This window comes from Nostoc sp. DedQUE08, assembly GCF_034530895.1.
GTDB lineage: Bacteria > Cyanobacteriota > Cyanobacteriia > Cyanobacteriales > Nostocaceae > Nostoc.
In genome coordinates this window covers 35909-58148 of the sequence record NZ_JAVRCD010000017.1, presented here as the reverse complement: position 1 = coordinate 58148, position 22240 = coordinate 35909, and the positions used below count along the sequence as shown (strand labels likewise).

The following is a 22240-nucleotide window of genomic DNA, read 5'->3' as shown; positions in this document are numbered from 1 at the left end:
TTTGTGATTACTATGGTTGAACTGTGTAGATGACTAAAAATTAAAATTGGTAGCGAAAAGGTTGTTATCTTCACGTTCGGGGTTCTCTGTGCGATCGCATAGCTTTAATAATGGTGTGTCAGGAAATTTTACTACTTCTTCTAGAAGACCTTCTAACAACTTGAGAATCAAGGAAATACGTTCGCTGGCAAATATATCTGTGTTGTAAATTAATTTCAGATATAGTTCTCCTTCGTCTACAAAAGTGAATTCTAAATCAAATTTAGCAGTGACAATTTCTTGAGTAATAGAGTTAACAGTAATTCCATCTAAAGCTAAATCTACATTTTGATTGTTTTGCAGTACAACTGCAATATCAAATAGGGGATTACGGCTAGGATCGCGTTTGAAATTTAAATCTGATACTAGTTTGTCAAAGGGATATTCTTGGTTATCATACGCCTCTATTGTTGTTATTTTCACTTTTGCAAGTAAAGTAGCAAAACTCTCGTCTGCTGCTATTTGGTCGCGTAAAACTAAAGTATTAACATAAAAGCCTATTTGTTCTTCTAAATCGGGATGATTTCGTCCAGCGATGGGAGAGCCGATTGTAATCTCATTTTGTTCGGTATAGCGAAAGAGAAAACTTTTGACTAAAGTCAGTAAGCCCATAAATAAACTGGCTTCTTGAGTTTTGATTAATAACTCAAAATCCTTGATTAATTCTGGCTTTGGCTTCCAAATCGTCGCAGTTCCTGAGAAACTTTGCACTGCTGGCCGAATACGATCTAAAGGTAAGTCAAGACGCGCCGGAGTAGGAGTTAATTTAGCTAACCAGTAATCGCGTTGTGCTTGTAGTTTTGACGTTTGCAACTGCTGGTCTTGCCAGTAGCTATAGTCTTTATAATGAATCCTCAAAGGTGGCGGTAATTCTACATTTTGTTGTCCGTAGGCATGATAATGTGCGAGGAAATCTTTAATTAAAACGCCTGCTGACCACCCATCTGAAATGATGTGGTGCATATTAAACAGAACTATATAACTCTCTTCACTGAGTTTTAGTAAGTTAACCTTAAGTAAAGGCCCTGTTTCCAAATTAAAAGTAGTTTTGGCGTTGTTGCAAATAGCTTCAACAATGATATTTTCTGGTTTTTCATATTCCATTAAGTCTATCTGTTTAATTGCAAAATCCATTTGCTCATGTACTACTTGACGCGGTTCATTATTTATTAAGGTAAACATAGTACGCAAAATTTCATAGCGTTGAATCAAATGTTGAAAAGCATTTTCAAAAGCAGCAATATTTAAATTTCCTTTGAATTGATAAGCACTAGGCATTCCGTAGGCATTATGGTTGCGATCGATAAATTCTAAAGCCCAAAGGCGGCGTTGCCCATAAGACATAGGATAAGATGTTTGCTGAGTTATTGCTGGTATGGGTTTTTGATAATTGTATTGGGTTTTAGAGATTAAATCTGCTAATCCGACGATTGTGGGAACTTTAAAGAAGTCAGCCAATTTGATTAACACATTTAATTCTTTATGAACGTGATTTACTACTCTCGAAAGTAACAGAGAGTGTCCACCAATTTCAAAGAAGTTATCAAAAATACCGATGGGATATTTAGTAAGAATCTTTTCCCAGATATTGACTAGCTTTGACTCTAAAGTATTACGCGGTGCGGCGTAAGCTATTTGGGTTAATTTACCTGCTTCCTTGATTTCGAGAAGCGATCGCAAGTCAATTTTGCCATGTCTAGTTAAAGGAAATTGCTTTAAAAAGACAAAGGAAGTAGGAATCATGTAAACTGGCAGAAAATTCGAGAGGAATTCTCTGATTTCTGAAATTTCTATCTGTTTATCAGTTTGACAATAGGCAGATAACTGAGTTTGATTATTTAATGTCGGTAACACAATTGCTCTCTCAATCTGGGCATAACGGCTAAGTTGGTATTCAATTTCACCTGGATCTATACGATAGCCATTTACCTTAACTTGATTATCTTTTCGCCCCATAAATTCAATCACACCTGGGGCAATTTGTTTACCTAAATCTCCTGTTCTAAAGATAATTTTTTCTGAACTAAGAAAGCTGGATTGAAATTTTTCCTTGGTGATTTGGAGAAGATTGCGATAACCAGCGGCTAATGCTGCACCTTCTACGCAAATTTCACCTACTATATGCAGAGGTACGGTGTTATTGAATTCATCCAGGACAAATAATCGATTGTTATGGAAAACCTGACCAAGAGGTACGTCTGTATTTAAATTTTCATCGATTGTATATTGAGATACGCCAACACAAGTTTCTGTGGAACCGTAGACATTGCTGATAATTTTCGCTGGGAAGCGTTTTCGTAAAGCGATCGCAGTTGCTTTATCTAATTTCTCTCCCCCTGAAGAGATATATTTTAAGCTAGGGATAGTTTCTTCAGGTTCGAGTACATTTAAGATTTCTCGATAGATAGATGGCGTTGTGTGCAGTGCATTAATTTGGTTTTCTTGTAAAAAGGAAACTAAATGCCCTATATGCTGTACTTCGTACATATATAAAGCAGCACCTATTGTCAAAGGTAAAAAGATATTACGAAAAGATGGATCGTGGGTGACAGGTGCAGTGAAGATATAGCGCCATTCAGGATGTTTATCTAAGTCAAATGTGAGTCGTAAACTCCGAATTACATTCAAAATAGAGATGTGACGACCCATAACTCCTTTAGGATTTCCTGTTGAGCCAGAAGTGTATAAAATATAAGCAATTTGGCTAGTGTCTGGTTTGAGTTTCGGCTCAGTTTTATCAAAATCTGCCAAAATATTATCGATTCGATCCAAACAAATTGCTTCGATTTCTTGAGGTAATTGAGAGACAAAATTACTCTCCGTGAGACAAATATCACAGCCGCTATCTTTTAAAATAAAATCGATGCGACTACTAGGATATTGGGGGTCTATCGGCACATAAGTTGCCCCAGTTTTAAAAGTAGCCAGAATGCCGATAATTAAGTTTTGATTGCGTCCGAGTGCTAGTGCGATCGCCTTCCCAGAAGTAATGTGATATATCTCATGTAAATAATTAGACAAACGATTTATTTTATCATTCAATTCTCGATATGTAAGAGTCGTTTGTCCAACGATTAATGCTGGTGCATTTGGCGTAAATTTGACTTGAGCAATGAAGTCATCAACGATGGTATAATTTTCAGGTAATTCTATTGTTGGGCCGATTAATTCTGCCAATAATTGTTTCTGTTGCACTTGTGTTAATAAAGGCAACTCAGAAAGCAAACCATTGGCATTTTTAATTATCCCCTCCATTAAAATTTCAAAACTTTCTAGAAACTGTTTGATAGTTTCCGGTTTAAAAAGTTCTGTATTATAGTTGCAGTAGATAATGAGTGCATCATTGACTTCAATGAAATTAAAGCCTAAATCAAAAGGAGTGTAGCCAATTGGCTCTGGTGGGAGCGATACTTTTAATCCCTCAAACTCAGGTAGAGTTAAACTAGGATCCATATTGAAAGAGACTGAAATCAGAGGAGAACGAGAAAAATCCCGTTGTAATTGCAAGGCTGCTAATAACTCTTCTAAAGCGTGACTTTGGTGTTTAAAAGCGGCTATGAGTGTTTCTTTTGTATGACGAAGATGTGCAACAAAAGAAGTAGTAATATCTGTCTGAATACGAACTGGTAAAAATTGCGAACAAAAGCCAACTAATGTTTCGCTGCCTTCAAATTGTCGTCCAGAAATGGGAATACCAATTACTAAATCATCATGACCGGAAATTCGACGCAGAAAAGCTGTGTAAGCAGCGAACATTGTCATAAATAATGTCGCTTGATTTTTGCGTCCTACAATTTGCAAATTTTGCCACAGTTGAGGAGCAATAATTTTACTTTCTCTACCCCCTGTATAAGTTTTGACAGCAGGACGAGGAAAGTCAGTAGTCAGCTCAAATACAGGGATTTCTCCCTCATAAGTTTTTAACCAAAAATCACGATGCTCTTGCATTTGTGAACTTTGTGCTTCTTGCTGTCGCAAAGCTAAATATTGGCGAAACTGCATTGGTGGCGCTAAAGAGTCTGTAACAACACCAATTTTTGCTGAATAAAGTTTGCCAATTTCATTCAAAATTAGCCCTAATGACCAACCATCTGCAACGATATGATGAGTTTTTAAAGATAGCAGATAATGTTCGGGTGCTAAACGCATCAGTACAGCTGCAAATAAAGGAGCGATACTCAAATCAAAAGGTTTTTGAGACAACTGAGTTCTTAATTCTAAAGCACTTGCTTCAGGGTTATCTTCATCTATTAAATTAATTAACGGTAGGTCAATTTTGACACTATTGATAACTTCTTGGAGTTCGCCTTGTTCTAAGATTTGGGTTCGCAATGCCTCGTGGCGGTTGACTACTTCATTAATCGCTTGCTGCAAAGATGAAATATTTAAAGAACCACGCAATTCTAAAGAAGTAGTAACGTTATATGATGCTGAAGCGGTTGTGTCTAATTCTGCCAATAACCAAAGCTGACGTTGCGCTTCATTGGTAGAAAATTTCTGGTTTAAATTATTCCTACCATCTTCATCGTCAGAGCGATCGCTTTCTTCTCTTTTCTTTGCTTGTGGTGGTTTAGCATTTTCAAAAAAACCCGCTTGTCGCAGTTCTATAATTGCTTCTTTGACAGCAGTTACTACTTTATCTATATCTTTATTGGTATGGTAAATCGATAGAAAACAAACTCGTTTTTCCCATGTATAAATACCTTTGACATTCAGTAAGTAGTAAAAGAGTGGTAATTCAATAGGTTGTAAGAAAAGACTATAAGCTCCAAAAGGTTCAAAGCGAAATAAAGAGCCGAAATTAACAATGCGGATAGGAATTCCTATTTCTTGAAAGAACTGATTAACTTCAGTAGCTAATCGATTAGTTAATTGGTTTACCCTTTCTTGAAGCGTTGCACCTTGTTCGCGTAAATGTAGCATTACTGCACGACAAGCTGCCAAAGCTAAAGGATGACGACAGAAAGTTCCACCATAAGCGGTTAATTCTGTTTGCGGATGGGAATTATCTCCATAACTCCAGAAACCGCCATCAATTGTATCTAAAAAATCTGCTTTGCCACAGATCGTGCTGATAGGCAAACCACCACCAATAGCCTTACCGTAAACTACGATATCTGCGTCAATATCAAACCATTCTTGCGCTCCTCCTAGAGCTATCCTAAATCCAGTAATAATTTCATCAAAAATTAGCGCAATATCTTTTTCATGAGTCAATTTTCGTAATTTTTGTAGAAACTCTTTAGGTTGCAAATCGGGTTTACGGCTTTGAACAGGTTCTACTAAAACTGCTGCTAAATTATCAGCTTGAGCAGCAATTATTTCTAGACTTTCTTCGGCTCCGTAAGTAAGAACTATTACGTCTTCAACCATTCCTGATGGTGTACCGAGACTTAATGGTTGAGCGGTTCCTAGCTCCTCTCCAACTCTTGCTAAAATGCCATCAAAAGTACCGTGATAAGAACCAGAAAATAAAGCAATTTTTTGGCGTTTTGTCCGCGAACGAGCAATACGAACTGCTGCCATAATTGCTTCTGTACCAGTATTACTAAAAGCGACTCGCTCCACACCTGTCATTTCACAAATTAAAGCAGCCGTTTCTGCTGCAATATTAGACTGCATTCCTAATCCGATTCCGTGTTGCATTTGCTGCTGAACTGCTTCTATAACGAAATCAGGACTGTGCCCAAAAAAGTTAACACCAAACCCCATTGCTAAGTCGATGTAATCATTGCCATCGATATCACGAAAATATGCACCTTGGGCTGATTCTGAGACAATGGGATACTGAAATTCTTTTAAAGCCATGCGGAAATCAATGGTAGGTTTAACATCAACCATTGTCTTTCGGCTGTTTTGCGAATATGCCTTAGATTTTGCTGTTTTTTGATTATAAATAATCTCTAGTTTTTGGATAAAAGCTTGCTGTTGTTCTGTTAAAGATTTCTTCTCAGTCAGCTTTAAGGCTAATGGGTTTAAACTAGGAGAACTAGTTTTTTGAGGCGAACCAGTTTTAATTTGTTGAGGCAAAGGTGTAGTTTCTATTTTGCTTGTTTTAGAAACTGTTTGGTTAATTAAAACTTCTGATGTATTGCTTGGTGCGACAGATCCCGATTGGAGTATTTCTAATTGCTTGAGAATGGTTTTTTCATATACATCTTTGAGGTCTTTTAAAGATTGTAGTTGAGCCATCATCAAAGCTTCTTTGCCAGAGGTTTGTGTTGATAATGGTACTGTTTTAACTTGGCTAACAATAGCGCTTTCAGCAGAGGTAGAAGCAATAATTAACTCTTGTCCATTGTAGATGCTGGTATTATTCTGTTGAGAAAAACTATCCGCAGTGGCAAAACCGCAACGTTTTAAAACAGCACACCAACTTTCTCCACTTAATAATGGAGTATCTATACGTAACTCTTTGTCTTGAAAGCGCCACCATCCGGGCGTAAGTCCAAAGGTTAAATCAAGCCAGGAATTATTTTCTACTGTTTCTAGTAGTACTAAATAACCACCAGGTAGTAGTAATTCTCGAATATTATTTAGTGTTTCTGTAATATTTCGGGTACTATGAAGCACATTAGCAGCGACAGCTATGTGATAAGAATGTGCTATTAGTCCTTGAGAAACTGGTGATTTTTCAATATCTAATTGATGGAAGTTGAGATTATCTCTGTGTTTAAACTTTTGTCGCGCTTTATTCAGGAGAACAGGAGAAAGTTCGGTAAAAGAATAAGTTGTATAATTGAGATTTAAATCATTAAGAATTGCTTCTGAAGTCGCACCTGTACCACCTCCTACTTCAATAATTTGGTAAGGGCGATCGCTACTAGAAAAACTCTTTAAAATGAAGTTAATTTCTTGAGCTACTCGTTGATTCATTAAACGAGATACTGGAGAATTACCATATATGCTTTCCGCATGAATCACTGAACCTGCTGGGAAAATTAACTCTAGAGGATCTATATTTCCTTTCAATACTTCTGCTAGATTTTCTCCACAGCGTTGCAGCATTTCTAACTCAGGTTTTGCTGCTGGACAAGTAGTTTGCAGATTTTCTATAGCTTCTGGTAAAGAAAAAGGCGTAGGTAGGTTTTGTACTATCCAGATGTTACCTTGATTTTGAATAATTCCAGCTTGCTCTAAAGTTTTTAAATAACGAGTAATTAAAACATGATATTTTGGGGCAATAGGCAAAGTTTGTAATAAGTTTTCTGTTGTCCAACTTTCTGCTATCTTTAGTTTTTTACCTAATACTTTTAAAGCTTTCAAGATATAGGCAATACTAATCGGTTGTAATTGTGAAATTACCCAGAGATAATTATTTAATTCTGACTCAGAATTAGATACTTTATTAGACGTTTCATTTAATATAGTAGCTACTGAAGATATTTCTAATGGTTTTTGTTCAATATAATCAGAAAGATAATTAGCTATATCAGCAATTGTTTGCAAATCGGTAAATAATCGATCTATCTTAACTTTAACGCCAAAATTCTCTTCAATTTTACGAGCAAAGTCAGTCAAAATAATTGAATCTGCTCCTAGATTTAATAAAGTTTCATCATCTCTAATGTCATTTTCATCTTCTTTTAGAAGCAGAGCCAAGATAGACTTTAACTGATTGCCGATTTCTTGCTGATGTTTTTGGATATTTGAAACTTTTGCTACAGTCATCTTGGTCTCCATTAGCTCGTTTTCTACAGACACTTCTTTAATTGAACTTGATTCGACTGAAATAGCAGATTTAAATTGAAACCTTTTTCGTTGAAAAGGATAGTTTGGTAATTGAATATTTCTGTAACCGTAATCTTCATTGAATTTTTCGGCGTTAAAATTTACTCCATGAATGTAGAGTTGGGCTAGTGTTGATAACATAGTCTGCCAGTTATCCAAACCTCTATTGAGAGAACTCAGCCAGATAACTTCATCGTTATAACGGCGACCTTGTTCTGCAAGTATTGGTCTTGGGCCGACTTCTAAAAACAGGTTATATCCTTTGTTTAACGCCGTAATCAGACTTTGCAAAAATTGCACGGTTTGACGGCATTGTTGTCTCCAGTAACTTGCATCGGGCGTATTTGCTATAGTTTGTCCGTTAATTCCTGAAAGTATTGGAATTTGGGGCTGATCGTAAGAAATACTACGAGCAGCAGTTTCAAAATCATCTAAAATTGACTCTATTAATGGAGAGTGAAAAGCACCGTCAACTGATAGTAATTGAACAGCTATTTTTTGGTTTTTGCAGTTGGCTACAATTTCATCAACGCTATTACTTTCTCCAGAAATTACAATTTGTTGAGGATGGTTAATAGCCGCAATTGAAACTGTATTACTATAGTTTTGAATTAGATAAAGTACCGTAGCTTCATCTGCAAAAATTGAAGCCATTTTTCCTGTAGGCGCAGTTTGCATTAATTGCCCACGTTTAACAATTAATTCTAAACCTGCTTCTAAACTAAATACTTTTGCAATACAAGCTGCGACATATTCACCAACGCTATGACCAATTAGTAAACTTGGTGTGATTCCCCAAGATTGCCACAGCATGGCAACTGAATATTCTAGAGCAAATATAGCTGGTTGAGCGTATGCAGTTTGATTGAGTAAATCTGTGCGATCGCCAAATAATATATCTTGTAGTGGATACTCTAAATAATTCGCTAAAATATCTGCACATTTGTCAATATATTTACGGAATGTAGGTTGGGTTTGGTAAAGTTGATGACCCATACCTGCATAACAAGCTCCTTGACCAGTGAAGAGAAAGACAATTTTCGGCTGTTTTTCTCCTGCGAAACGTTGATAAAAAGTAAAATTATCAATAGTTTTTTCGTCAGCAAAATTCGCTAATTTTTGTTGCAATTTTGGTAATGTATCTGCAACGATCGCCAATCGTTCAGCTAGAGGCGATCTACCCATTGCCGCACTATGGCAGATATCTCCGATTTCTAGATGAGATTCTAAGTGGGTGTAAAAACGTCGCGCTAGTTCTTTTAAAGCTGTTTCGTTATGAGCGGAAATCGTCAACAGATGACTAGGACGTTGCAGCTTAATTTCTGGTGTGTTGCCAACAGGCGCTTGTTCGACAATTACATGAGCATTTGTTCCAGAAAAACCGAAGGAACTCACCCCGGCAATGCGGACTTCACCATTGTTAGACCAGGGTATTGTTTGACCGGGAATTTTAATTGGATACCCTTGCCAATTAATCAGGGGATTAGGTTCTTGAAAGTGAAGATGAGGCGGAATTTCACCATGCTGGAGGGCGAGAATTGTCTTGATCGTGCCTGCTATCCCTGCGGCGGCTTCGAGATGTCCGATATTAGTCTTAACTGAACCGACGTAAAGAGGTTGCGATCGCTCTCCATAAACAGCAGCGATGGCGTTCATCTCAATAGGATCGCCTAAAGAAGTTCCCGTGCCATGTGCTTCTATATACCCTACCTCCTGGGGTTTGACTCTGGCATCAGCTAAGGCTTGGCGGAGTAAATCTTGTTGGGCGGGGCCGCTAGGAACTGTCAACCCGGCGGCTGCACCGTTATGATTGACCGCAGATCCTCGGAGGAGGGCGAGAATGCGATCGCCATTTTTCTGGGCGACAGACAAGCGTTTCAAGACTAAAACCCCACACCCTTCTCCCCGTACATAACCGTTTGCAGCTGCATCAAAAGTCTTGCAGCGACCATCGGGAGACATCATCCCCGACTGGGAAAGGTTAATCGTAATTGCCGGATTTAAGATCAGATTTACTCCAGCTACTAAAGCTAGTTCGCATTCATGATTTCTTAAGCTGCGAATAGCTTGGTGAATGGCAACCAGTGAAGAAGCACAGGCTGCATCAATAGACATACAAGGGCCGCGGAGGTTTAAAAAATAAGATAGCCGTCCTGCTGCGGCACTCAGGGCGTTTCCTGTACCAAAAAAAGAATCGATTTCATCATAGTTGCTTTTGTAGACTGTCATCGCGTGGTCAACACTAGTTATACCGACAAACACACCCACGCGATCGCTTACTAAATTGGTTGGTGGTAAATTGGCGTTTTCTAAAGCTTCCCATGTCACTTCCAGGAGTAACCTTTGTTGAGGGTCCATTGAGGTTGCTTCGCGGGAAGATATGGAGAAGAAACGGGCATCAAATTCTGTAATATCCTGTTGTAAAAATCCTCCATAACGAGTGTTCATTTTGCCGGGAGTAGGTTCTGGAGCATAAAATTTTGAGATATCCCAACGGTTTTTAGGAACTTCTACAATTGCGTCAAGTCCGGCTTTACAGGAATTCCAATAACCTTCAGGGGAATTTATGCCTCCAGGGAAACGACAACCCATCCCAATAACAGCAATTGACTCGCTTTGTCTGGTTTCTAATTCGGTAATGCGAGCTTGCATTGCCTCCATTTTTGTTAAGGTTGATGCTATGAGTTTTTTATAATCTGTAGTTTGAGCCATATAATTTTTTTTAATGCAGAGTGACGCGGAGGTTTACGCTAAGGTTCGCAAAGTGTTAGTTAAAGGTGCTTTATTCATCATATTGTTCGAGTTCTGCTAGCTTTTGATTAAGTAGTGTTGCTAGTTCGTCTTCATCAAGGCTGTCATAAGGATTTGGAGCAGATGTTTGTGAGTTTATTTCTACCTCAAATTCGATACTATCAGCTAAGACTTCTTCTTTCAGATAATTACTAATACTTGTGATATTAGGGTAATCAAATATTACAGATGATGGTAAAGTGCAAGCTAAGTTAATTTCTAGCCGATTTTTAAATTCTAGTACCATTAACGAATTTAAACCTAACTCTAAAAATGAGGTTTTTTGAGGAATAACAGTACTTGGGGCTAATCCGGTAACTTCGCGTAAAACTTGCTCAATTCCTTGAGCTAAAGTTGTTGTTCGCTCATCTACAGCTACAGATTTTAATTGTTTTAACAATTTTGCTTCTTTGCTATTTTCTTTGATTGCGATCGCTTCAGCAAAGAATGGTTGATTAATCTGAAAAGCTTGATAAAAAGTAGACCAATCAATATCAATAATAGCTCCTTGAGAAACGTTAGCCAGAATCAACTGGCTGAGATATTTGAGGGCGGTATCAGAAGACATACTTTGAATACCCCAATTAGCAAAACGTTGTTTGTCAATTTCATTTCCTGTATCCCATGCTCCCCAATTGATACTGATACTTGGTAATCCTAAACTTTGTCGTTGCTGCATTAAAGCATCCATAAAAGCATTCGCAGCAGCGTAACTACTTTGACCGGGCGAACCGAGAATTACAGCAGCAGAAGAAAAGGCAACAAAAAAGTCTAAAGATAGATTGCGGGTGTAGCGGTCTAATAATAAAGTACCTTCTACTTTGGGACGCATGACATTTTGATATCTTTGCCAATTTTGATTGCTCAAAAGCCCATCATCTAAGACAGCCGCCGCGTGAATTACTCCACGTAAAGAAGGTAAATCTGTGCCAAAACGGGAGAAAAGTTGTTCCATATCTGCTGCTGAGGTAATATCAGCGCTGATAATTGTAATCTGTGTACCATTTTTAGTTAACGAGGCGATCGCTTCTGGTTGAGATTTAACATTGCGGCTACACAAAACTAAATGTTTAGCTCCTATTTCTGATAACCACTCAGCCATTAGCAAGCCCAGTTTACCTAAACCACCAGTAATTAAATAAGTTCCTTCTTTGGTAACTAGCTGCTGTTTTTGGGCTGTAGGAATTGTTGCAGATACTAACCTTGCTCCATAGCGGTTTCCTTGGCGTAAAGCTAGGCGTGACTCGCTGCTAGAAGCGTGGAATTCGTTGAATAAAAATTCAGCTTCATTCAGTTCTACCGTGGGCGATAAATCTAAACATACACAACGAATTTGCGGGTATTCATTATTAATTACTGCGCCTAATCCCCAAAGGTAAGATTGTTGAGGTTGCAAATCAGTCTCAGCTAGCACTCGATTTGCACCGCGAGTTATTAACCATAAATCAGGTAGTTTTTTCCAACTAGTAGTAAGAGTTTGAATTAAGTGCAATGCAGCATGACAACTCTTGTAAACTGTATCTGCACATTCTTCATCAGGTACATTTTCCCAAGCATAAATCACACCCGTAGGAAATTCTCCCGATGGATATGCTTCTTGATATAAGCGTTGAAAATCAGATTTTTGAGATGGATTGATGATAAATTCATTTTGAGAATGGCATTTATATTCATCACCAAATTCTACAGTGATGACTCGTTCTCCAGCTTTTTTCAATAAATTGCTCGACTGATTCAATGCTGTTCCAGGATGGACAAACACTAACCAAGAATTTTGAGAGTTTCCTGTAAGAATTGGAAGTGTATCAAGCTTTTGCCATTGAACCTGATAAAACCAATTATTTTCAGTTTCCTGCCATAAACGTTGTAAAATCGCCGGATTAGTACGCCGTGCTGTTAAGTCTGTAAACCGAGCGCAAAGCTGTTCTTGCTCATCGTAAACATCTACGTTTACGCATATTTCACCGTTAGGATTAGATTTAACATCAATGTGCGTCCAAGCTTGAGTACCAGGATTGCCAAATAATTCTAATGAAGAGAAACCATAAGGTAAATGTAATTCTTGGCCGTGAATTTCTGGGAAAGCCGCACCAACACTTTGCAAGCAAGCATCTAAAAGCACGGGATGCAGACAATATCGCCGATCTGTCAAACTGCGATCGATACTAATCTTAGCTTGAGAACCATTGCTTAAATAATTTAGTTCTTGAATAGCTTGAAAACGCTTACCATAGCTAATTCCCATCTGCTGATAAAGCTGATAAAATTTGGAAATCTCAACAGATTCTCCTTTTTTATCAGACCAATTACTAACAGATGTGGGTATTTTTTGATTGTTGGGTTTAATTTCACCAGTTACATGGAGAATCCAGTTATCTTTTGCCGAATCACTACTAAATATTTCAAAACCATAGCCAAATGGCTTATTAGGCTTAAAAATCATTTGTAATCTGGTTGGAGATTGAGATAAAAGTAATCCCTGATGAATAGACACATTTTGAATAATCGCCAAATTATCAGTAAATATTTTCTGGCTAGCTACTAAAATTGCTTCAATAAAACCCGTAGCCGGAAATAATATTTTTCCAAATACCTTGTGTTCTTCCAGATATTCTGGATTATCAGCACTTATCTCTCCTTCAAAAATAAATTCTCCCGTAGCTAGTTTTTTCACATCGCTAATAAAAGGATGCAACTTAGTTTTGATATCGGCTACAGAAAATTGTGAATTTTTTAGCCAGTAACGTTCTCGCTGAAATGGATAAGTAGGTAAAGGAATCCGCTTTCCTTGCTTAAATACCTCTGTCCATTCTACAGAATAACCATTAACAAAAAGTGTCGCTAAACTTCTGTACATCTGAGTTTGTTCATCTTGTCCAGGTACGATACTGGGTAGCCATGATATTTCTTGGATTTGATAAGTTAGTCGTGCTATACCCAGTAACACAGGCTTCGGGCCTAACTCTAAAAAATGGCGATAACCACTGTCAATTAAGAATTTAAATCCTTGACCAAAATGCACAGTGTTGCGAAGATGGCGCAGCCAATAATCAGGAGTAGTAATTTCTTGACCAATTGGTTTACCTGTGATATTGCTAATAATAGTCAAGCTTGGTTCATGGAAAGAAATTTTATCTAAAACCTTAGCGAATTCATCAAGAATTGGCTCCATTAACAGAGAATGAAAAGCATGAGATACTGCCAAGCGTTTAGTTTTATAACCCTGTTCTATAAAAGTTTTCTCTAGTCGATCAACAATTTCACTCAAGCCAGAAATGACATTAATTGCACCATTATCTGCGGCAATATTTACTTGATTTTTGTATGGAGTAAGATAATTTGCTACTGTTTGATAATCAGCATAAATTGCTGCCATTGCCCCATTGTGCGGTAATTCTCCCATCAAGCGACCGCGTTGGACGACTAATTGCAAGGCATCTTCTAAAGAAAAGACTCCTGCTAAACAAGCGGCGACATATTCACCAATGCTGTGTCCTAAAAGTGCAGAAGGTTGTATTCCCCAAGATTGCCATAATTTAGCAAGTGCATATTCAACTGCAAAAAGTGCTGGCTGTGTGATTTGAGTCTGTTCGAGCAACTCGCTATTTGGCAATTGAAAGATTAAATCTAACAGCGATTTTCCTAAAATAGGTTCTAAGATTTTGTTACAAAGATCCAAAGTATTTCTAAAGACAGGTTCTTGGTTGTAAAGAGTTTGTCCCATCCCTGAATATTGAGAACCTTGTCCTGAAAATAGAAAAGCTACATTTGGTTGAGTTTCTGATGAAATTGGCGTAATTACATTATGAGAATCTTCACCGGTTTGGAAATCAGCAAGTGCTGTTTGTGCTGTAGTAATTGAGTCGGCTAAAACACACAATCGATGTTGGAAAACAGCCCGCCCTGTACTGGCAGTAAAACAAGCATCTGCTAAATTAACAGACTCATTCAAAGCGTACTGATAATTTTTGGCTAACTCTTTGAGAGATTTTTCAGAACGAGCCGAAAGCGGCAGTAGGTAAAATTTATTCTCGGATTTTTGCGGAGAGTTAGATGCAATTTCTCCAACAATAATATGAGCATTAGTACCACTAAATCCAAAAGAACTTACTCCCGCGATGCGTTCTCGTTCGCTAAAATGCCAGTCTTTTCCATGTACTGGAACTTCAAAAATATGAGAACTCCAATCAAAACGGGGGTTGGGTTGTTGAAAGTGAAGATGGGGAGGAATTTTATGGTGTTGTAAGGCTAAAACAGTTTTAATTAACCCAGCAATTCCGGCTGCTCCTTCTAAATGTCCTAAATTAGTTTTGACAGAACCAATAATTAAAGGTCGATTTTGAGGACGATCGCCAAATACCGCAGCCATACTTTCTAATTCTATCGGATCGCCGATCGCAGTCCCAGTACCATGAGCTTCGATAAAATCTATTTGCTCTGGTTTGAGTTTCGCTGTCTTCAGTGCTTGCTGTAATAATTTTTCTTGAGCATCGCCATTAGGCACAGTCAGCCCACTACTCGGCCCATCATGATTCACGGCTGTAGCATGAACTCTAGCTAAAATGCGATCGCCATTTTTAATTGCTTGACTTAACCGCTTCAAAACAATCATCCCGCAACCTTCGCCGCGCACCATACCATTGGCACTCGCATCAAAAGTCTTGCAACGTCCATCGGGTGCAAGCATCTGGGCGCGACTTTCAATTAAGGAAATTACCGGGGTTAACATGATGTTGACACCACCCGCTAAGGCAATATCGCACTCACCATTACGCAACGCATTGCAAGCTAAATGTACTGCTACTAAAGAAGAAGAACAAGCAGTATCAACCGTCATTGATGGCCCTTGCAAGCCCAGTACATAAGAAAGACGACCGGCGGCTACACTTACAGAAGTTCCAGAACCGGTATAGGCGTTGATTGCTTCTGGTGCATAACTCAACTGGGCATAGTCTTGAGTCATCGCCCCCACAAAAACACCAGTTTGACTGTTGCGTAACTGCTGCGGATTTTGTCCGGCTGATTCTAAAGCTTGCCAAGTAGTTTCTAATAGCAAGCGTTGCTGAGGATCTATAGCGACAGCCTCGCGGGGGATAATACCAAAAAATTCCGCATCAAATCGATCTATTTGTTCTAGAAATGCTCCGTAAGGAGAATATATTTTTCCTGGTGTATCTGGTTCTGGATGATACCACTCTTGAATGTCCCAGCGATCGCCTGGAACTTTTCTGACTGCATCTTTCCCTTGTTCTAAAAGTTGCCAGAATGATTCCAAATCATCTGCACCCCCAGGAAATCGGCAAGCCATCCCCACAATCACAATTGGATCTTCTGCTTGCTGTGGTTTTTCTGAGAGGATGTTTGAAAAATCATCAAGTTTACCGTATAACCCCTCTCCAAACCTCTCCCCCACTGGGAGAGAGGCTTTGAAACTGCCATTCTCTACAAGGAAAGGGGGGTTAGGTTGATTAGGATTGAGTTTTTGTACAGGAGTTTGTATTTCCGAAATATTTAAAACTTCTCGCAGGAGATAATCTGCTAAAGTTTCCACATTGGGAAACCGAAAAGTAATTGTTGTGGGTAAAGAGCAGTTGAAATCTATTTGTAGAAGATTGCGAAGTTCTGTAGAGGTGAGTGAGTCCATCCCCATATCAAAAAAGCCTTGTTGGGGAGATATTTCCTTAGTTGACAATCCTAATACAGTGGAAACTCGCAAACTAATCTGGCGGATAAGTAAATCGCGGCGCTGTTTTACAGGTACGGTTTGCCATTGCTCTAAAATATTTGATGCAGTTTGAGATTTAGCTTTTCCTTGGGGTAAGAAGTTTTGATAAAAGCTTTGATTAATGTATGGAAAACGCTTCCAGTCAATAGAAATAACACCAGCACGCACAATCTTGTTTAACAAGATTTTTTCTAAAGTATTGAGTGCTAAATCGGGTGCGATCGCATCATAACCTTTGGCTGCTAATCTTTCTAGAACATTGCGATCGACTGCTGCACCAATTTCGCTCCACGGCCCCCAATTGACGACTGTTGCAGGCAGATTGCGTGCATGACGATAATAGGTAAAGGCATCCTCAAAAGCATTGGCAGCCGCAGCATTAGCTTGTCCCGCCGAGCCAATTAGCGACACCGCAGAGGTATAACAAACAAAGAAATCTAAAGGATCGTTCAGAGTCAGTTGATGCAATAGCCAAGTTCCTTTCACCTTGGGTGCGAGAACATGGTTAAAACGTTCTGGTGTCAGTCGCAGTAATGTTGTATCGTCTAAAGTGCCTGCAATGTGGAAAATTCCCCGCACTGGATATTGCGATCGGCATTCTTCTAGTAGGGCGTGCAGTTTCTTTGCATCTGTGACATCAACATCTTTAATTTGGATATCTGTGTTAGTTGATTGCAGGCTTTCCAGAATTTCAGGAGTGAGAGCTTTTGCACCACTGCGACTGCATAATACTAAATGACGAGCGCCACGTTCTATCATCCATCGGGTTGTGGCTAAACCCAACCCGCCTGTACCACCAGAAATTAGATAAAAGCCATCTTGACGGAAATTGATGTTACCATCTGCTAGTTTGCGCTCTACCAAACGCGGAGAAAAGCGTTGTTCGCCCCGCAAAGCGATGCGGTTTTCTTGGGTGTTGCTGTAAATTTCTCTAAATAATTTTTCTCCTAAATCTTGGGCGTGAGGATCTAAATCAATTGCTCTAAAATTTAGTTTGGGATGTTCTAGAACTAAGCTCAAAGCGATTCCCAATAACGAAGATTGGGCTGGAGAAGTTAAGGTGGTGATTTCTTTGGCTGGGACAGAACCTTGAGTGATAAGAATAAGTGCAGGTGGATTTTCTTGTTGTAATAATGCCTGAAGTAAAAATAGGAAACGTCTACAATGAATCTCTACTGCTTGATAAATTTTGCCTTCTATTTCTTGTAAGGGCCAGAGGTAGATTATTTCACGAGTTTCTGGCGTTAAAAGGTTTTGTAATAGTGATAAATAATCGTCGGCGTGATCGGGATCGATTTCTTCAGGCAAAATGAGAGAACAAGCAACTCCCCTTTGTTGGAATGGGGTGATTAAACTGCGACCAATTTCTTTATTATCGGCAAAGATTAATTCATGAGAAACAGACTTAGGATCGCCATTTTCTTTAGCAATGATGACGCTTTGTCGTAATAGATTGCGTGTCTCTGGTTTGGTTGGTTCGATGACGTTAACTTCTACAAATCCATGATTAGCGAGTAAATTTTGCCAATTTTCTGTATCTACTAAAGGATAACCATTTCGGAGGGGATCTTGACTACATAACCACCATCCCTCTGTTAAACCAAAGGTTAAATCTACCCAACGACGTGCCCCAGTACTTTCTAATAGTATTAGTAGAGCATCAGGAGCTATTAGAGAACGGACATTTTCAAGTGTTTTGTTAATATCTGTTGTGGCATGAAGAACGTTAGCAGCGATAATAATATCAAAACTTCCTGGGAGAAAACCTTGAGTCAGGGGATTTTTTTCAATATCTAAAGTTTGATATTGAATAAAGGGATAATCACTAAAACTTTCTTTGGCTCTGGTTAAAAAACTAGAAGAAATATCGGTAAATATATATTCAATTTGTGGAGGTAAATGTGGTAAAATTGCTGCGGTAGCAGAACCCGTTCCGCCTCCAATTTCGAGGATTCGTAGCTGACGACTTATTGGTAAATTTGCTACTGCACATTTAATTGTGGCTGCAACTAGTTCATTCATCAACTTAGCACCAGCCGCATCAGAATATACAGATGCGATCGCATTCAAATCGCCTTGAGGAAATAATAATTCTAACGGCTCAATTTGGCGACGCATTACCGTAGCTAAAGCCGAACCACAACGTTCTATTAAATTAATTTCTGCCAGATAATCAGAAAATTCGCTGCGGAGGTTTTGGACTTGCAATTGAGATGCAAGTATCTCTGGTTCTTTGGTGAATAACCAGTCATTTTTTTGCAGATTAAGAATACCCTCCTCCGCTAGAATATCTAAACACCGCGATAATAAAGGGCGATAAAAATCAACTACTCCACCTCGAACAGCAATTTGTTCTTCTTGATAAATTTGACCTAATTCTGGTTGCCAATTAAGCTCTTTTAAACCTTCCCATATATAACTTACGCTTAAACCTTCCATCTCTTCAAGCAAGCGTTCGTATTGGGACAATTTATTTGCCAATTGCTGTTCTAATTCCTGTGGTTGGACTTGAGTTTTAATGACATCAGGAGTTATTAGAGATTCTCTACCATCAGGTAATAATGGTGCTAAACTAATCCACTCTTCTAGGTAAGATTGTGGTTCGTTTTGATGGTGGATAAGTTCTTGGCGCTGAACAGATTTGAGTTCAAATCCTGTAATTGCTACTAGTAAATCGCCTTGTTCTGAATATATATCAATATCAGAGATAATAAAATTATCAGAACTTTTAGTTAGTCTAGCTGCACTGATAACACGATCGCTTGGAGAGTTGAAGAATTGAAATTTAGCAATGCGGACTGGTACATAAGTTACAGATGATTCTTGCTGAAATAAAATCGCAGCGATCGCCTGAAAACAAGCATCCAACATCGCCGGATAAAAACGATAATTTTTCGCTTCTAAACTCTGAGTATTTGTTAGTTTTATTTCAGCAAATGCACTATTTTTACCAGATTTAAGCTGATTGATTATTTGAAAGCTTCTACCGTAATTGACTCCCGATTTTTGGTAGGTTTCATAAAATGAATTAATATCAAGCTGTTCTGGATAATTAGCAGCTAATTGTGCTAAATTTTGGCGATTTACATTTAGTGACTTTAAATCCTCAATTTTTCCGCTAACAAGTTCATCCCAGCTATTATTACTTTGATGATATATCTGAAAGTTATTTCGGTCAATAATTAGTTGTAGTGTATCTTCTTGTTGTTGCAGTAATAATGCTTTTTTAAATTCAGTATTTTCTAAAATTACTGCTTGACTTTCTGTCGCCGCTAACGCCATTTCGATAAATGCTGCACCGGGAAATATCGGTTTCTCAAAAACTTGATGTTCTGCTAAAAATGCAGGGCTATTTTGACTAATACTAGCTCGATATTGAATAGAAGATAGAGGAGAGGAGAAGCGATCGCCTAGTAAAGGATGTCCAGAATGAGGGCGATGAGATTTAGTAGCAGAGTCTATCCAGTAGCGTTTGCGAAGAAAAGGAGAATTGGGTAAACTAATTTTCTGCCCTGAGCGAGAACGATAAAATTCTTTCCAATTAATATTTACACCTCGTACATACAGTTCGGCTAAGACTGTTTGTATTTGCTGATAATTACTGCAATCTTTCGCTAAACTACATAAGCAAAGAATTTCATTCGTAGGTAAATTACTACGCTCTATATTAGCTAAAGTAGGCTGATTTCCAATTTCTAGAAATATTTTATAACCCATCTGATGCAGAGTGGCAATTCCTTTATCAATATTGCCTGATTGACGTAGCTGTTGCACCCAGTAAGCCGCAGTTTTAATATAATTACTCACAACTTCACCATTCAAACTGGAAATTAAAGTGAGTTGCGGATTGCTATAAAAAACTTCTTCAGCTACTTTTTTAAAAGCTAAAAATTTGCTTTCTCCAGATAATTGAGCGCGAGTTGCAACTAACTTAACTGCATCCTCCAGCGAAAAAACTCCAGCTTGTTGAGCAGCAATATACTCGCCCCAACCATAACCGAAAATTGCCGAAGGGCGAATTCCCCAAGATTTCCAGAGTTCACAAAGAGCATATTGCAGAGTGAATACTGCTGGTTGAACATATAAAGAATCGTCTATATCTTGATTTTTATCGAGTAAGTCTTCTAGAGAGAAATTTAAATAATTTTGGAATAGGCGATCGCATCGAATCAAAGCATCACGAAATACAGGTTCATTGACAAAAACTTCTTTCCCAATCCCAGAGAATATCTTGACATCATTGCAAACAAAAGCGATTTTGGGATTTGCTTGTACCTCGTTGTGAATAATATTAGTTTCTCGACTATTATTGCTAGCAAAAGCCTGAAGCTGTTCTCGAAAATTGGCAGTGTTGGAAACTAATAAAGATAATCTTTGTTGATGGTGAAAACGACCTGTATTTAGAGAAAAAGCGATATCAGTTAAGTTGACATCACCTTTTTGGTCAATATAATTAACGAAGTTAGTAGCCAACAAACGCAAACGTTCATCATCTTTAGCAGACAGAGTAACCAGTACAGGAAATGTATTTGTAGTCGCAGATTGTACTTGTGGAGGTTCGCTCAAGATAACATGAGCATTAGTTCCCGATGCTCCAAATGAACTGACTCCGGCTGCTTTCATCTTGCCATTGTTAACAGTCCAAGGACGAGTTTGTGTCACCACATCTAACGGTAAGCTATCCCAATTAATATGAGGATTTGGTTTTTGCAAATTGAGATGAGCCGGAATTTCAGCATGGTAGATAGATAATACAGTCTTGATCAAACCAGAAATTCCTGCCGCCGCCGCCAGATGACCGAGATTTGTTTTGAGCGAACCGACTAACAAAGGTTGAGATGGAGAGCGATTGATGCACAAAGCATCAGCCATCGCTTTAATTTCAATGGGATCTCCCAAAGATGTACCAGTACCGTGAGCCTCGACATAATCAATAGCATCGGCGCTTAAACGAGCGTCAGCGAGAGCCTCACGAATTAAATCTGTCTGCATCGGGCCGTTAGGAACTGTAAAGCCGCCACTCGCACCATCGTTATTTACGGCTGTTCCCCGAATTAACGCCCAAATGCGATCGCCATCTGCTAAAGCTTCACTCAATCTTTTTAAAACGACAACTCCGCAACCCTCACCAATCCCAAACCCATCAGCGCTTTCGTCAAAGGTTTTACACCTACCGTCAGCAGCTAACATCTGATTTTTGCACAATGCGATCGGCACTTCCGGCGTGAGAATTAAGTTCACTCCCCCCACCAACGCTTGCCGGCATTCCTGCGCCCGTAAAGAACGGCACGCCAAATGAACTGCTACCAACGAAGAAGAACACGCCGTATCGATCGCCAGACTGGGGCCATTGAGATTCAAAAGATAAGAAATGCGTCCGGCAGCAGCATTTAGATGGTTGCCAGAGATATGATAAGCACCAACTGTGTTATAATCTCCTCCTGGTGCAATCAGACGAGCATAATCGTTGTTTGTGATGCCAATAAAAACGCCAGTTTTGCCGATTCTGGCGTTAGGCGCAGCCATAGCAGCATCTTCTAACGCCTCATAGGCAACTTCTAAGAGTAATCTTTGCTGAGGATCGATATGCAAAGCTTCTCGCGGTGCAATCCCGAAAAAGTGCGGATCGAACATCGAGACATCATCGAGAAAACCGCCTTGAGATACATAAATTCTGCCAGGTTTACCACGGTCTGAGTCATAAAAATCAGATATATTCCAGCGATCGCCAGGGATATCTCTGAGTGTATTACCACCAGCTTTCAGAAAAGACCAAAATCCTTCAGGAGTAGAAATATTTTTACCAAAACGACAACCCAAACCAACAACTGCGATCGGTTCGCTTTGTTGAGCTTCAACAGCCTTTAATTTCTCCTTCGCTTCATTCAGTGCCTTAAACACTCTCGCTTGGATAGACTTGTCGTTATCTGATATATCCATAAACCTGAATTAATT

The 22240-nt window shown here is 38.9% G+C and carries 2 protein-coding genes; both read right to left on the bottom strand.

Features of this window, described 5'->3' with window-relative positions; translation table 11 throughout:
• Positions 1-33 precede the first annotated feature (33 nt).
• A complete protein-coding gene (locus tag RMY64_RS13700) occupies positions 34-10482 on the bottom strand; it encodes a non-ribosomal peptide synthetase/type I polyketide synthase (protein ID WP_322700297.1) in 10449 nt (3482 codons plus the stop codon).
• Positions 10483-10552: 70 nt separating this feature from the next.
• Positions 10553-22225, bottom strand: a complete 11673-nt coding sequence (locus RMY64_RS13695) for an SDR family NAD(P)-dependent oxidoreductase (protein ID WP_322700296.1) — start codon at positions 22223-22225, stop codon at positions 10553-10555.
• Positions 22226-22240 lie beyond the last annotated feature (15 nt).

Bases quoted from the DNA above. Each gene is read 5' to 3' on its own strand.
- RMY64_RS13700 (WP_322700297.1), bottom strand. From the start codon at position 10,482: ATGGCTCAAACTACAGATTATAAAAAACTCATAGCATCAACCTTAACA.
- RMY64_RS13695 (WP_322700296.1), bottom strand. From the start codon at position 22,225: ATGGATATATCAGATAACGACAAGTCTATCCAAGCGAGAGTGTTTAAG.